13 protein-coding genes are annotated in these 13,346 nt (G+C 61.1%); 5 read left to right on the forward strand and 8 right to left on the reverse strand.

Going from position 1 to position 13,346, the window contains the following annotated elements:
• Positions 1 to 11: 11 nt before the first annotated feature.
• Positions 12 to 371 (reverse strand): response regulator transcription factor, encoded by a 360-nt coding sequence (locus BKX98_RS15430; protein WP_073707919.1) that lies wholly within the window; start codon positions 369 to 371, stop codon positions 12 to 14.
• Positions 372 to 637: 266 nt separating this feature from the next.
• Between BKX98_RS15430 and BKX98_RS15435 the strand changes: the two genes are divergently transcribed.
• Positions 638 to 1,012 (forward strand): HTTM domain-containing protein, encoded by a 375-nt coding sequence (locus tag BKX98_RS15435; protein WP_073707920.1) that lies wholly within the window; start codon positions 638 to 640, stop codon positions 1,010 to 1,012.
• Between the two features lie 68 nt (positions 1,013 to 1,080).
• Here the strand turns inward: BKX98_RS15435 and BKX98_RS15440 are convergent, their stop codons facing one another.
• The 3 genes from BKX98_RS15440 to BKX98_RS17155 all read right to left on the reverse strand — a co-directional run bounded on the left by BKX98_RS15440 (position 1,081) and on the right by BKX98_RS17155 (position 4,253).
• Positions 1,081 to 2,463 (reverse strand): NAD-dependent succinate-semialdehyde dehydrogenase, encoded by a 1,383-nt coding sequence (locus BKX98_RS15440; protein WP_073707921.1) that lies wholly within the window; start codon positions 2,461 to 2,463, stop codon positions 1,081 to 1,083.
• 272 nt (positions 2,464 to 2,735) lie between these two features.
• Positions 2,736 to 3,797 carry an L-glyceraldehyde 3-phosphate reductase gene (gene mgrA, locus BKX98_RS15445; RefSeq protein ID WP_073707922.1) on the reverse strand — a complete coding sequence of 354 codons (1,062 nt, stop codon included), beginning with the start codon at positions 3,795 to 3,797 and terminating at the stop codon, positions 2,736 to 2,738.
• A gap of 294 nt (positions 3,798 to 4,091) precedes the next feature.
• On the reverse strand, positions 4,092 to 4,253 hold the full coding sequence (locus BKX98_RS17155; protein ID WP_162989337.1) for a hypothetical protein: 162 nt from the start codon (positions 4,251 to 4,253) through the stop codon (positions 4,092 to 4,094).
• A gap of 150 nt (positions 4,254 to 4,403) precedes the next feature.
• Between BKX98_RS17155 and BKX98_RS15450 the strand changes: the two genes are divergently transcribed.
• Together BKX98_RS15450 and hrpB are read left to right on the forward strand one after the other, a co-directional pair.
• Positions 4,404 to 5,189, forward strand: a complete 786-nt coding sequence (locus BKX98_RS15450; RefSeq protein ID WP_083586986.1) for an alpha/beta fold hydrolase — start codon at positions 4,404 to 4,406, stop codon at positions 5,187 to 5,189.
• Positions 5,186 to 7,744 (forward strand): ATP-dependent helicase HrpB, encoded by a 2,559-nt coding sequence (gene hrpB, locus BKX98_RS15455; protein ID WP_073707924.1) that lies wholly within the window; start codon positions 5,186 to 5,188, stop codon positions 7,742 to 7,744. Before BKX98_RS15450 ends, hrpB begins: the two co-directional genes overlap by 4 nt.
• 66 nt (positions 7,745 to 7,810) lie before the next feature.
• On the opposite strand, the gene BKX98_RS15460 is transcribed toward hrpB, so the two are convergent.
• Both BKX98_RS15460 and BKX98_RS15465 read right to left on the reverse strand, forming a co-directional pair.
• Entirely contained in the window at positions 7,811 to 9,043 is a 1,233-nt protein-coding gene (locus tag BKX98_RS15460) for an acyl-CoA dehydrogenase family protein (protein WP_038993732.1), read from the reverse strand.
• Between the two features lie 101 nt (positions 9,044 to 9,144).
• Positions 9,145 to 9,834 (reverse strand): TetR/AcrR family transcriptional regulator, encoded by a 690-nt coding sequence (locus BKX98_RS15465; RefSeq protein ID WP_073707925.1) that lies wholly within the window; start codon positions 9,832 to 9,834, stop codon positions 9,145 to 9,147.
• Between the two features lie 161 nt (positions 9,835 to 9,995).
• On the opposite strand from BKX98_RS15465, the gene BKX98_RS15470 reads away from it, so the two are divergent.
• Positions 9,996 to 10,427 (forward strand): DoxX family membrane protein, encoded by a 432-nt coding sequence (locus BKX98_RS15470; protein WP_100339263.1) that lies wholly within the window; start codon positions 9,996 to 9,998, stop codon positions 10,425 to 10,427.
• A gap of 94 nt (positions 10,428 to 10,521) precedes the next feature.
• Complete coding sequence (locus BKX98_RS15475; RefSeq protein WP_066141310.1) at positions 10,522 to 10,704, forward strand: hypothetical protein; 183 nt, start codon at positions 10,522 to 10,524, stop codon at positions 10,702 to 10,704.
• A 71-nt stretch (positions 10,705 to 10,775) separates the two neighbouring features.
• Here the strand turns inward: BKX98_RS15475 and BKX98_RS15480 are convergent, their stop codons facing one another.
• Together BKX98_RS15480 and BKX98_RS15485 are read right to left on the reverse strand one after the other, a co-directional pair.
• Positions 10,776 to 12,227 carry a DHA2 family efflux MFS transporter permease subunit gene (locus tag BKX98_RS15480; protein WP_073707926.1) on the reverse strand — a complete coding sequence of 484 codons (1,452 nt, stop codon included), beginning with the start codon at positions 12,225 to 12,227 and terminating at the stop codon, positions 10,776 to 10,778.
• A gap of 60 nt (positions 12,228 to 12,287) precedes the next feature.
• On the reverse strand, positions 12,288 to 13,286 hold the full coding sequence (locus BKX98_RS15485) for a PhzF family phenazine biosynthesis protein (protein ID WP_233125400.1): 999 nt from the start codon (positions 13,284 to 13,286) through the stop codon (positions 12,288 to 12,290).
• Between the last annotated feature and the right edge of the window lie 60 nt (positions 13,287 to 13,346).

Raw genomic sequence — 13,346 nt, forward strand, 5'->3', positions numbered from 1 at the left:
GTGCCCTTTCGCTAGGCGATCTGCAGATCTGCTGAAGAAACTAGTCCGCATTCCGTGGCAATGACCGCAAGCTGCACCCTGTTGGCCACATCAAGTTCCTCCATGATGCGTGCCAAGTGGAGCTTAACCGATCCCTCGGAGATGTGCGCGATACGCGCGATCTGCGAGTTCGTCATCCCCGCCGCGACCAAGCGCGTAAAGCCGCGATCGCGTTCGCTGAGCTTGCGTACGGCAGTTTGCTGATTTGACCGGCGGGCAATACTTGTTGTCGGCTCCCGGCCATCTTCGGGTTGGGCGAAAAGTTGGTACCCGGCGATGAGCATCCGCAACGCGCTGGGCAATTCAGTGCTGATGGAGCTTTTCGACAGCAAAGCAAAGCTGCCAGCATCGTACGCCTGTGTGATCTCGTCGCGACGGTATCGGGTAGCCAGTACAACGATCTTGGTAGTTGGGGTTTTTCGGATATTTCTCTGATCGAGCAGAGCAGGTCTGTCCCGTTGAGCGACGATTCCAAGATGACAACGTCAGGCTTCAACTCGCTCGCCGCCTGAACAGCTTCTGACATGCAATCCGAACCATACTCGATATCCATGTCATTGGCAGCAGCCAAGACGCCAGCAATCCCGGCTCGTGAAAAATGGTCACTATCGGCCAGATTAATACGCTTATTGGCACCACGATGGGATGGTCTGTGGCCATCGCGAGTATTGGATCAATCGTTCTGCAAGTCAGCTTCCCAGGGGCACTGCTATTCCGGTGGACACGAATACCGGTGCTTTTCGCGATGGTGTCGTTCCATATCGGTATTGCCATCTTGATGGGTCTTCCGTGGTTCTCCTTGGCAATGGTTGGCGTAGATGCCATCTTCATCCGTGATGTTACCTGGAGCCGCTTAGCGAATTGGTTCAAGAAGGCAGCCAAAGACTTTCCTGCTGGCGTTGCCGTTCCAGAGGGGAAGAGGACTGTGGACGACGAACGGAATGAAGAACTGCACGAAAAAGTCAGCGTCTAGAACTTGCCAACGCTGAGGGGCTGTTTCCTGAAATAACCAGGAAACAGCCCCTCACTGCACTTTGCGGACTACTCGCCTACGTAGAACAGGCGCTTGTTCACGAACTCATCCATGCCCAGCGGGCCAAGTTCGCGGCCGAAGCCCGAACGCTTCACGCCGCCGAATGGCATTTCTGCACCCTCCGCGCTGGCCACATTCACGTTGGTCATGCCGGACTGCAGCTTCTGCGCCACCTTGGAGGCGCGCTCGACGTCGGTGGAGTGCACCGAACCGCCCAGGCCGTAGATGGTGTCGTTAGCCAGCTCGGTAGCTTCCTCATCGGTGGATACCTTGTAGACCACGGCTACCGGGCCGAACAGCTCCTCGTAGTAGGCGCGCATCTCCTTGGTGATTCCGGTGAGTACCGCAGGGGAGTAGTAGGCCGACGGGCCATCGTGCAGCACGCCGCCGGCGTGTAGCGTAGCACCCTTGGAGACTGCATCCTGCACCTGTGCGTGAAGATCCTCGGCGGCCTTGCGCGAAGACAGCGGAGCGAAGGTGCCCTCGGCTTCAGCCATCGGGTCGCCAGGCTGCAGGCCTTCGGCACGCTTGACCAGTTCGGCAACGAACTCGTCATAGATGTCTTCCATGACGATCATGCGTTTGTTCGAGTTGCAGGCCTGTCCGGTGTTGTCGATGCGGTAACCCCATGCGGTATCGACAATGCCTGGCACGTCATCGGAGTCCAAAACCACGAAGGGATCCGAGCCGCCCAGCTCCAGCACGGCCTTCTTCAGGTTCCGGCCGGCCTGCTCGCCGATGATGGCGCCAGCGCGTTCCGAACCGGTCAGCGAAACGCCCTGGATGCGGGGATCAGCGATGATGGTCGAGATCTGATCGTGGGTGGCGAACAGGTTGTTGTAGACGCCTGCAGGCACGCCGGCCTCATCCATGATTTCCTGGATGGCCAGAGCCGAGCGCGGGCAGGACTCTGCATGCTTCAAGATGATGGTGTTGCCCAGCATCAGGTTAGGCGCCGCGAAGCGGGCCACCTGGTACAGCGGGAAGTTCCACGGCATGATGCCCAGCAATGGGCCCACCGGGCGCTTCTGCACGATGGCCTTGCCGCCGGAGAAGGACTTGATCTCCTGGTCCGCAGCCAATGCAGGGCCCTCGGTGGCGAAGTACTCGAAGATCTCCTGGCAGAATTCTGCCTCGCCCACGGCCTCGGACAGCGGCTTGCCCATCTCGGTGGTCATGATCTTGCCGAGCTCGGCAGCGCGCTCGGCGAAGAGCGCTCCGACCTTGGAGACAATCTTGGCGCGTTCGTTGATGTCGACGTCCTGCCATGATTCGTAGGCGGTCTGCGCTGCAGCCAATGCCTGCTCGACTTGCTCGTCGGTTGCTGCGTCGAACTCCTCGACAACTTCACCGGTAGCCGGGTTCAAGACCTTGTAGGTTGGGGCGCTCATCAATGCTCCTGTCGTTTGCACAAAAGTGGCCAGCGTAAGCCGCGTGGATCTAACGTTAGCGGACTCCACACAATAAATGAATGTAATTCACTTCATATTGCGTCTACTCCGAGCTTATCCGCAGAAACAAGTTTCAGCCACTAAGGAACAGCAGGAATTTCGATTGCGAAAAAGATGCAGACAGAAGCGAGCGAAAAAGCCGTGGTTTCCAAGTCATGTCTTGGAAACCACGGCTTGAGAGCACAGATAATTACGCTGTGATCAGTGGATCGCTAGCTGATAGCGGAAGTTCGCCACCAATCGATTCCTGCATCGCCCTGGGCAATCGTGGCAATCTGGGCCAATTCAGCCTCGGAGAAGTCGAGGTTCTCCAGCGCACCAAGGTTCTCGTCCAGCTGTTTGGTGGACGAAGCGCCAATCAGCACCGAGGTTGCCGCACCTTCGCGCAGCAGCCAAGCCAAGGCCATCTGTGCCAGCGACTGCCCGCGCTTCTTGGCGACCTCGTTCAGGTTGCGGACCTTGGCGAGGTTCTCATCGGTCAGCTGGGCTTCGAGCGAACGGCGTCCGCCCTGGCGCACCACATCGGTGGTTTCCAGGTACTTGTCGGTGAGCAGGCCTTGGGCCAGCGGGGTGAAGGCGATGGTGCCCATGCGTTCCTTTTCCAAGGTCTGCAGCAGGCCGTGCTCCACCCAAGGGTTCAGGATGTTGTACGACGGCTGGTGGATCACCAGCGGGGTCCCCAGGTCCTTGGCGATGGCGGCGGCTTCAGCAGTGCGTTCTGCCGAGTACGAGGAGATGCCCACATAGGTGGCCTTGCCTTGGCGGACCAGGGTATCCAGGGCGCCGATGGTTTCGTGCAGGGGAGTCTTCGGATCGAAACGGTGCGAATAGAAGATGTCCACGTAGTCCAGATTCATCTTCTTCAGCGAGGCCTCGCAGGAGGCCAGCAGGTACTTGCGGGAGCCGAAGGTGCCGTGCGGGCCTGGCCACATGTCGTAGCCGGCCTTGGAAGAGATGACCAGCTCGTTGCGGTAGGGCTTGAAGTCCTTGAGCATCATGCGGCCGAAGTTCTCTTCGGCTGAGCCTGCCGGAGGGCCGTAGTTGTTGGCCAGGTCGAAGTGGTTGATGCCGTGGTCGAAGGCATGGCGCAGGATCTCGCGCTGCGTGTCGAAGGGGCGGTTATCCCCGAAGTTCCACCACAGACCCAGGGATAGCGGCGGCAGGCGCAGGCCGGAGTCGCCTACGCGGCGGTAGCCGAAGTGCTCGTAGCGGTCTGCGGCAGCGGTGTAGGGGCGGTGCAGTTCAGGGATGGACGGGAGGCGTTCGTATTCCACGAGGCACCTTTCTGCCAGGCCAAGCGCTGGCGTGCGGAAATCGATGTGAAGTCAATTTCCACAATAGGCCAGAGCCTGAACTAAACAAATAGAGCCCAGGTGAATCCGCTGTGTGCGTAAAGGATTAGCGGATCGCGTTAAATGATGAACCGACCCGCCAGGCCAAGGAGGTAACGCCTGTGCGGATCGGTTCATCTAGATCACTCGCACCTTGAGAAGGTATTAACCACACTAGGAGCTGATTCTTGTAAAAAGCTGAACACTACGTGTGCGGTCTCTCAGGAAAAGTTGTTGCTAGTAATTCGAGGGCGGATCCGAAGCGGGGAATGATTCGTCTTCCCACTCTTCGACGAGCGCTTCATCGTGCTCGTCATGGTGCTTCTTTTCCTCTTCGGCAAGTCGCAGCTTTTCCTCTTCAACGCCATCGGGCTGCCCAGCAGCTGATTGTTCAGGCATGCTCTTCCTCCCAACTTCCGTGGGCCACCCCCAGCGGGTGGCTTGACCCTGTGTCTTCAGTGTTCACCTATTCGGCGCGGTTGTCGAGGGCGGGACGGAACTCTGATTTCGACTTCACCGCCGCTACAGGATTTAATCGGAGGCATGCCGATGATCAATAATCCCGCAGACGGTTCCGAAATCTTCTTTGACGATGACGGGGCCGCCGGGGAACCGATTCTGTTCCTCCACGGCTCCGCCCTGTCCCGCTCCATCTGGAGAGGGCTCGGCTACACCAAGGCGCTCGGCGAGAACCACCGCACCATCCGCATGGACCTGCGCGGACATGGGAAATCAGCCAAATCCCACGACGTAGCCGATTACACCATGGACAAGGTGGTCAGCGACATCCACGCCGTGATGGATCATCTGGGCATCGAACGCATCCATATCGTCGGCTACTCCTTCGGCGCACGCACCGGATTGCACATGGCCATGCACCACCCGGAGCAGGTGATTTCGCTGATCATGCTCGGCGGCACCTATGAAATCACCCCCGGCGAAATCGGGAAGCTCTTCTTCCCCGGATATCTCGATGTCCTGCGCACCGGCGATATCGAAGGTTTCGTCACCGGGCAGGAAAAGAATGGGCGTCTGGATCCAGCCACCCGACTGGCCTTCAAATCCAATGATCCGCTGGCGCTGGCCGCCTACTACGAAGCTGCCGAGACCTTGCAGAACATCGAGGTGTCCGAGCTGGCGAAGATCCGGATCCCGACCTTGCTGCTGATCGGCACCAGGGACCAGCCGCGCTTCGACCAGAACAAGATCATGGTCCGCACCTTGCCCAATGCGCGCATGGTGGCCTTGCCAGGCCGGACCCACGGCAGCACCCTGTACCCGATTGAACCGGTAGTGAGCGCCATCAAGTCCTTCTGGTCAGGTCGCCAGGCATGAGTTTTGCCCCCTTCGACCTGAACCGGATCTCTTCCGGTCTGGCCTTCGGGCCCAGCAGGGAAGAGCTCTTCGCATCCGTGGCGGCCAATCCCGCGCAGCCGCTGGTGATCCGGGCTCCGCCGGGATCCGGCAAGACGACCATCGTTCCGCCCACGGTAGCCAACGCGCTGCATCAGGCCGGGTTGGGCGGCAAGGTCATCGTGACCCAGCCGCGCCGTGTCGCCGCCCGCGCGGCAGCCCGCCGCCTCGCCCAGCTGGATGGATCGGCGGTAGGGCAGCGCGTCGGCTTCGCCGTGCGAGGGGAACGCAAAGCGTCGGCGCAGACCCGCGTGGAATTCGTGACAGCCGGCCTCATGCTGCGCCGGCTGCTGGCGGATCCGGATCTTGACGGTGTCAGTGCGGTGATCATTGATGAGGTCCATGAGCGGTCGATTGATACCGATTTGCTGCTGGCCATGGTCAACCAGGTCAGTGAATTGCGCGATGACTTCTCGCTGATCGTGATGAGTGCTACCTTGCATGCCAGCGAGCTTTCGGAGCTGATGGTGCGCGATACGGCAGCACCGGTGCTCAGCGCGCAGACCGCCCAGTTCGAGGTGGAAGAAGCCTTCGACAGTTTCGCGGGGATCAGGAATACCGAACGCGGGCTGAACGACGACTACTTGCGCCATGTAGCGTCCGTCGCGGTACGCCATGCGGCGGAGGCTAATGCGGCCAGCGACACCCCGGTGGACACGCTGGTCTTCGTGCCCGGCGTTCGGGAAGTCGAACGCGTCTGCTCGCAGATCGCGGCCGCAGGCGTGCCGGTCTTTGCCTTGCACTCGCAGATTTCTTCCAAGGAACAGGACCGGATCCTGGGCGAACCGGAACCCGGCAGCGACCCGCGGATCATCGTCTCCACCTCCATTGCCGAATCATCGGTCACGGTGCCGCGGGTGCACCTGGTCATCGATGCCGGCTACGCCCGCGAGCCGCGCCGAGACAGCTCGCGCGGCTTCTCCGGGTTGATGACCGTGGTGGCCAGCCGTTCCGCAGCCACCCAGCGGGCGGGCCGTGCAGGGCGCCTTGGGCCGGGCAAGGTGGTGCGCACCCTGGATCCGAAATCCTTCGCCGCCGCACCAGCGCACTCCACGCCGGAAATCCGAACCGGAGATCTGGTGGCCGCGGGCTTGTCGCTGGCGGCGTGGGGGACCCCGCGTGGCGAGGGGCTTGCCATGTGGGAGGCTCCGCCGACTGGCGCCATGGCCAGCGACGAACAGGTCCTGCACAACCTGGACGCGGTGGATGAGGCAGGCCAGATCACCTCGCTGGGCGAGCAGATGATGAAGATTCCAGCGGACCCGCGTGCCGCCCGCGCGCTGCTGGAGGGAAGCCGGATCTTCGGTGCCCGGGCTGCTGCGGATGCTGTTGCCTTGCTGGCCAGCTCCGAGCGCATCGCTAGCGCGGACCTGAACGAGCTGCTGGTCGCGGTGGCCCGGAATTCGCATCCGGCGCACCGCGCCTGGAAGCATGAAGCGCAGCGCCTGGAAAAGCTCGTGGGAGCTGCGGGGCCGAGCACCGGAAGGCAGGCTGGATCGGCAGCCACGGCATTGGCAGGGGTGTGCGCGTTGGCGTACCCGCAATGGATTGCTCGCAAGACCGGGCCGGACGAGTACCTCCTGGCCTCGGGAACCCGGGCCACGCTGCCTCGGGGCAGCGCGCTGATGCATGAAGAATTTCTCGCGGTCGCCGAGGTGTCCCGCACCGGATCCAAGGCCATGATCCGGCGGGCTATCGGCATTGACTTGGAGACGGCCATAGACCTGCTGCCGCAGATGCACCAGATGCGTGAGGTGGCAGAAATGTCCGACGGCAGGATCACCGCCCGCCGGATCGAAAGCTTCGGCGAGATCGAGCTTGCAGCCCATCCGATCAAGGCCACCGAGGAACTGGGGATGCAGGCTGTGGCCAGCGCCCTTGCCACGCAGGGCATGCGCTTCTTCGGTACCCACGAGAAATTCGATGCCTTGCGTCGGCGCATGGCAGTGGCCCGCCGTTTGCTCGGGGAACCTTTTGTCCGGGTTGACGACCAGAGCCTGGTTGACGCTGCAGATCATTGGCTGCAGCCGGTACTGCGGAAGATTGCTTCCGGCACGAATGCGGCCAAGGTCGACCTGTATTCGGCATTGCGGACATTGCTGCCCTGGGAGCATGCCCATGATTTCGATTCCCTGGTGCCCGAGCGGCTCCAGGTTCCTTCGGGATCGAGAATTTCCGTGGCCTACCCCGAGGTCGGTGAATCTGGTCCTGCGGTTGTCGCGGTGAAACTGCAGGAATGCTTCGGGCTGGAGGACTCGCCCCGCCTGGTCAATGGCAAGCTGCCGGTGCAATTCCATCTGCTGTCGCCAGGTGGCAGGCCGCTGGCGGTGACCGATGACTTGGTGAGTTTCTTCAATGGACCCTATGCCCAGGTGCGTGCTGAAATGCGCGGGCGCTACCCGAATCATCCCTGGCCGGAGAATCCGTGGGATCACGTGGCCACCGCAAAGACGAAGAAGCGCTTGGGCGCGCAATAGAAAAAGCACGCCCGGACCGCGGCTCAGATTGAGCCAGGTCCCGGCGTGCTTTCCTGCGTCCTGGTACTAAGCGAAGGCGGAGAAGCCGGTGATGTCGCGGCCCATGATCAAAGCCTGCACGGTTTCGGTGCCTTCATAGGTGTGGATCGCTTCCACATCGGCGAAGTGGCGGGCCACGCGGTTGCTGGTCAGGATGCCGTTGCCGCCGAGCAGGTCGCGGGCATTCGCCGCGATGGAGCGTGCGGTGCGGGTGGCGGTGTACTTGGCCAGCGAAGCCTGCGGCCCGGTCAGCTCACCGGAGGTTTCGCGCTTGGCCGCCTGCATCACCAGAACCTGGATGGTGGCCAGCTCGGACTGCATGCGCGCCAGCCGTTCCTGGACGATCTGGCTGGCAGCCAGCGGGCGGCCGAACTGCACGCGCTGCTTGGCATAGTTCACTGCCGACTCGTAGCATGCGGTCGCGTGGCCTACGGCAGACCAGGCGACGCCCAGGCGGGTGGCGAAGAGGACACGGGAGGTGTCCTTGAAGCTCTTGGCTTCCGGCATCACATCCTCATCCGGAACGAAGACGTTGTCCATGCGGATATGCGCCTGCCAGATGGCGCGAAGGGACAGCTTGTTCTCGATGGTGGTGGCCTTGTAGCCCTCGGCATCCTGGTGGACGATGAAGCCGCGGACCTTGCCCTCGTCATCACGAGCCCAGACGATGCTCACGCCGCCGATCGAGCCGTTGCCGATCCATTTCTTCTCGCCGCTCAGGCGATAGCCGCCCTCGACCTTGGTTGCTCGGGTTTCCAGCGACACCGAGTCGGAACCGTGGGTGGGCTCGGTCAACGCGAAGGAGCCTGGGAGCTCGCCGCGCAGCATGGGGATGGCGTACTTCTGGATCTGCTCTTCGTTGCCGCAGTACAGCACCGAGCGAAGGGCCAGGCCGCCCTGGACGCCGACAATGGTGGAGACGGAGCCATCGCCACGGGCCATTTCCATGTTGACCAGACCGGCAGCCAGCGGACTCATTTCCGCGTAGCCCTCGGGATTCAGGCCATCGCGCAGGAGATCTGCGTCGCCAAGCTTCTTGATCAGGTGCAGCGGGTAGTCGGCCTTGTCCCAGTACTCGTGGATGTCGTGCTTGACCTCTTCGAGGATGAACTTGCGGGCCTTGGCGCGCCAAGCATTGTCCGCTTCGCCGACTTCGGCAAAGACTCCGGTCGGGTCGGTGTTGACGTCCTCCGACCACAGGTCGTATTCGGGTTCAACAACGCCTGCGGGAAATTCGAATTCGGTCTCCAGCTGGGACATTTCGGGTGCTCCTAATAGCTAGGGTGAAAAAGTTTCACTCACTAGACTAGTGGAACGCAGTGCCATGTCAAGAAACTAGGTTTCAAGGTGTGGGGGACAGATTACTTTCCGTGCTCTTTAAGTGCGCGGGAGACCGCTTGGAGAATATCCTTCTCCTCGGCGGCGGCGTCCAGCACCGAGACCACCACGCTGGGGGCCGCGGGCTTGGCAGGGGTTGCCTTCTGGTCCGGGTCGAGCAGATCTGCGAAGCGGTTGAGGAACTGGCGTACGTCGTTGGCCAGCTTGGTGCGGTCAGTGCTGTGCGCATCCTTCAGCCAGCTGCGCAGATGGTCATTATGGATGGCCACCAGACCGGCGCTGACGCCTAGGCACAGCGACTTCTCCGATGCGGTCTTCGCCAAGTCGCGGCGCTTCAAGAATCCATAGAATGCGCGTTCGTATCGGTGGGTGGAAACCAGCTCGCGCTCGCGCAACGATGGCACCGAGGAGAGCAGCTTGTGGCGCAGCGCTGCTCCTTCGGGATTGACCGTGTACTGGTCGAAAACTACATGCGCTGCATCGATGAGCGTAGTGATCGCATCAACCGACGAGGCTGCCAGCGTGGTCTCGACGTGCGCAATGATCATTTCCTGGTCGGCAAAGACCATGTTCTCTTTCGAACCGAAACGGCGGAAGAAGGTGGAACGGGAAATACCGGCGGCAGCTGCCAGCTCGTCGACGCTGGTGGCATCGAAGCCCTGCGTAATGAGCAGATCTAAGGCTGCTGGGGGAACTGCGGAAGAAGCGATCATGATTCACGAATTTAGCATGATTCAAGCTGGGAGATTCTTGGGTTCAGCTTTGCGCGCCGCCCAAATGATTGTGAACTACTGCGCCCATGACTACGCTGAACATCAGGGCGTTCTATAGAAGATCGCCATTTCTGGAAGAAAAGAAAGAGAAGTGAGGGCCCATGGGAATCTCGATTGCAAACGCCGCGCTACGTTTGGTCAGTGGCGCGTTCATTCTCAACAGCGGCATCAACAAGTTGCGCATCGATGAAGCGAGCGCGGCCGGCCTGCAGCAGATGGCAGCCAACGGCGTGCCGCAGCTGGCCGAGCTGGAACCAGCAGTTTTCGGCAAGGCTGTCTCCATCAGCGAGATCTCGCTGGGCAGCGCCCTGCTGCTTCCGCTGATTCCATCGCGTCTTGCCGGCTTGGGCCTGGGTGCCTTCTCCGGCGTGCTGCTGGCTTCCTACCTGCGCACCCCGGGCATGACGGAATCCGATGGCATCCGCCCCACCGCAGACGGCACCGCCCTGGCCAAGGATGTCTGGCTGGCAGGTATTGCGGTGGCCCTGATCTTTGGCCGCAAGGCAGCCAAGAAGATCAAGAAAGCGAAATAAACGCTTGAGCAAAGCGCTCAGCTGGCCTTAAGTTGATCTTGAAGACTGCGGTTTTCAGCGGCCATATTTGAACCACAAGCTAAGAGGAGAACCAATGGGTTTCTTAGATGATGCAAAGAAGAAGCTGGGCGAGGCAGTCGAAAACGCGAAGGAATTCGCCGGAGACGCCAGCGAGAACATCAAGAGCTTCGCAGCTGATGCCCAGGAGAAAATCGGCGAGAAGGTCGACGAGTTCAAGCACGGCGACAACGAAGAAGATCCTGAAGACAAGGTCTAAGGGCCATAAGGCAAGCGCCTGATCCACCGACGTTCACGTCATGGATCAGGCGTTTGCCTTTGACGCGTTGCCTAGCGCCGGGCCTTCTGGCCGTCGCTGAGGAACGCAACAACCAGCACGGCGGCCACGGCGATGAAGCCTGGCAGCATCAACGCCTGCCCCAAGCCGACAGACATGGCTTCCATGATCACCGCAGGATCCTTGGAGTCCGCCTGCGCGATCTGCGCCGAAACACGGGCATCCATCATCACCGCGATCAGCGCCGACCCAAGGACCGAACCGATTTGCCGGGTGGTGTTGTAGATTCCCGAACCGGCACCGGCATCACGCGCGGTCAGGTCCTTGGTGGCCGCCAGCGACAGGGACGGCCATATCATGGCTGAACCGACGCCTTGGACCGCCGAAGGGATCAGCAGGGCCCACAGCGGGATATCGGCGTGCATCAGGAAGGCATAGGCCACCGTGGCACCGCCAAACAGGAAGAACCCGGGCACAGCCAGGATCCGCGGACTGAGCTGATTGACCTTCTTGCCCAGCTGCGGAGCGATGAAGATCGCCACCAGGGCCATCGGGGAAATCATCAATGCGGACTCGGTCGGACTCAGACCACGCACGTTCTGCAGGAAGAACACCATAGGCAAGGCGATGGTCGCGATCGTCAGGCCCATGAACGTGATCGCCACATTGGCCAGCGAGAAATTGCGCACCGTGAACAAGCGCAGTGGAACCAGCGGCTCGGATTTGGTCTTCGACTGCCACCAGACGAAGGCACCCATCAGCACAATGCCGATGATGATCAGATGCCACGAATTCAGCGGGCCAATAAATGGTTCCCAATTGGTGGCGTCGCCTTCCTGGATGCCGAAGACCAAGCAGAACATGGCCAGCGCCGAGAGGAAGACTCCGAACCAGTCGAAGGAATGCGCATGGGCTTCAAGCGCGGGAACGAACTTGAAGACCATGGCCAGGCTGAGAACCGAGATGGGCAGGTTGATGAAGAAGATCCACTCCCAACCAACAGAGTCCACCAGCAAGCCGCCGGCAATCGGTCCGATCAGCGAGGCGATGCCCGCCACCGCACCCCACAATCCCATGGCCGCGCCGCGGTGCTGGTACGGGAAGAGCCGGGTAATGAGCGTCATGGCCTGCGGGGAAATCATCGAAGCGCCCAGGCCCTGGACGGCGCGTGCTGCCACCAGGGAACCGAGGGAATCGGACAGGCCGCACCACAGCGAGGCCAGCGAGAAGACCACCATGCCGATGAGGTAGATGTTGCGCGGGCCAAAGCGGTCGCCGAGCCTTCCGGTGACCAGCAGCGGCACGGCGAAGGTGAGCAGGTAGGCGCTGTTGACCCACAGGATGCTGGAGATGTCGGCATCCAGCGACTTCATGATGGCAGGCATCGCGGTGGACACGATGGTGGTGTCCAGCAGGATCATGAAGAAGCCGATGACCAATGCCCAGAGGGCTCGCCACGCGGCTTTTCTGTCGAAGTGTGATTCGGGATTCGCAGTATCAGGCACCGCTCAAGGCTATTCCCTATTCGCCGGATGCGGAACCGATAGCGAACCTATGAAGGTTAATCAGTCGAAGCTCACATCACCGGAGATGCGGGTGGCGACATCACCGCTGACCCAAACACCACGTTCGGTCGCTTCGATATGCAAGATCGCTTCACGGCCCAGGCGGGTACCCTGGCGTACCGTATAGCGTTGCGGCGCATACCCGGATTGCGTCAGCCAGGTGCCGAACGCCGCGTTCAGCGAACCAGTGGCTGGGTCTTCAGGAACGGCCTCGCCGGGGATGAAGGCACGGACCTCATAGTCGGCGGGAGGCTGGAGCACTACATTGCGGAAACGCTCCTCGGAACGCTCGAAATCAGAAAAGTCCAAGGGACGCAGTTCTTCACGCGTCCCGGAAACCCGCGGGATGACCGATCCGCGCGGTTGCCACACGCTCTGCGAGACGCTGGAGGCCGTGTAGGGGCCGATGACGCCGACTTCCAACCCCTGGAGCGCCACGTAGTCCGGTTCGATACCCAGCACGATATCGGCGTCACGCAGCACCAGGCCGGCAGGATGCGGACCGTTGACCAGCCACTGGTGGTCCACCACGTCTTCCTCGCGAATGCCCAGACCGGCAATCGCCCATTGCAGGACATCCGGCTCCAAAGGACCGGAGCGGGTGAGCGGGGGAGCGAGGAAAGCCAATCGCCGCGAGTGCCGGTCGCTGCTCTCGCGCTCCACGCGCACCGGGATCAAGCCGGCGCCGCACTGCTGGATCAGATGGCCGGACGGGCCGGCTTCCCCACCGGATTCCAACCAGGCATGGGCAGCGCCAAGGGTCGGATGGCCGGCAAAGGGAAGCTCGGTGCTCGGGGTGAAAATGCGGATGGCATAGTCGGCTTCCTCGTCGCTCGGTTCGACGAAGAATACGGTTTCAGCAAGATTCATCCACTGCGCAAAGTGCTGCATCTGGTCATCGCTCAGGCTGTCAGCATTGAACACGACTCCCAGGCCATTGCCGTTGAAAGCAGTGGGTGCAAAGACGTCAACCTGCTGATAAGAGAATGTGCGCGACATACTTAGCATGGTGGCACATTAACCAGCAGGTTGACCCGGTGTTACGTGTTAGGTCACGCA

The sequence above is a fragment of the Glutamicibacter sp. 0426 genome (assembly GCF_001906485.1).
GTDB classification, from domain to species: domain Bacteria; phylum Actinomycetota; class Actinomycetes; order Actinomycetales; family Micrococcaceae; genus Glutamicibacter; species Glutamicibacter nicotianae.

Coding starts and splice junctions, on each gene's coding strand:
- BKX98_RS15460 (WP_038993732.1), bottom strand. CDS start 9,043: ATGTCCCAGCTGGAGACCGAATTCGAATTTCCCGCAGGCGTTGTTGAA.
- BKX98_RS15485 (WP_233125400.1), bottom strand. CDS start 13,286: ATGTCGCGCACATTCTCTTATCAGCAGGTTGACGTCTTTGCACCCACT.
- BKX98_RS15440 (WP_073707921.1), bottom strand. CDS start 2,463: ATGAGCGCCCCAACCTACAAGGTCTTGAACCCGGCTACCGGTGAAGTT.
- BKX98_RS15470 (WP_100339263.1), top strand. CDS start 9,996: ATGGGAATCTCGATTGCAAACGCCGCGCTACGTTTGGTCAGTGGCGCG.
- BKX98_RS15465 (WP_073707925.1), bottom strand. CDS start 9,834: ATGATCGCTTCTTCCGCAGTTCCCCCAGCAGCCTTAGATCTGCTCATT.
- BKX98_RS15475 (WP_066141310.1), top strand. CDS start 10,522: ATGGGTTTCTTAGATGATGCAAAGAAGAAGCTGGGCGAGGCAGTCGAA.
- BKX98_RS15435 (WP_073707920.1), top strand. CDS start 638: ATGGTCACTATCGGCCAGATTAATACGCTTATTGGCACCACGATGGGA.
- hrpB (WP_073707924.1), top strand. CDS start 5,186: ATGAGTTTTGCCCCCTTCGACCTGAACCGGATCTCTTCCGGTCTGGCC.
- BKX98_RS17155 (WP_162989337.1), bottom strand. CDS start 4,253: ATGCCTGAACAATCAGCTGCTGGGCAGCCCGATGGCGTTGAAGAGGAA.
- BKX98_RS15450 (WP_083586986.1), top strand. CDS start 4,404: ATGATCAATAATCCCGCAGACGGTTCCGAAATCTTCTTTGACGATGAC.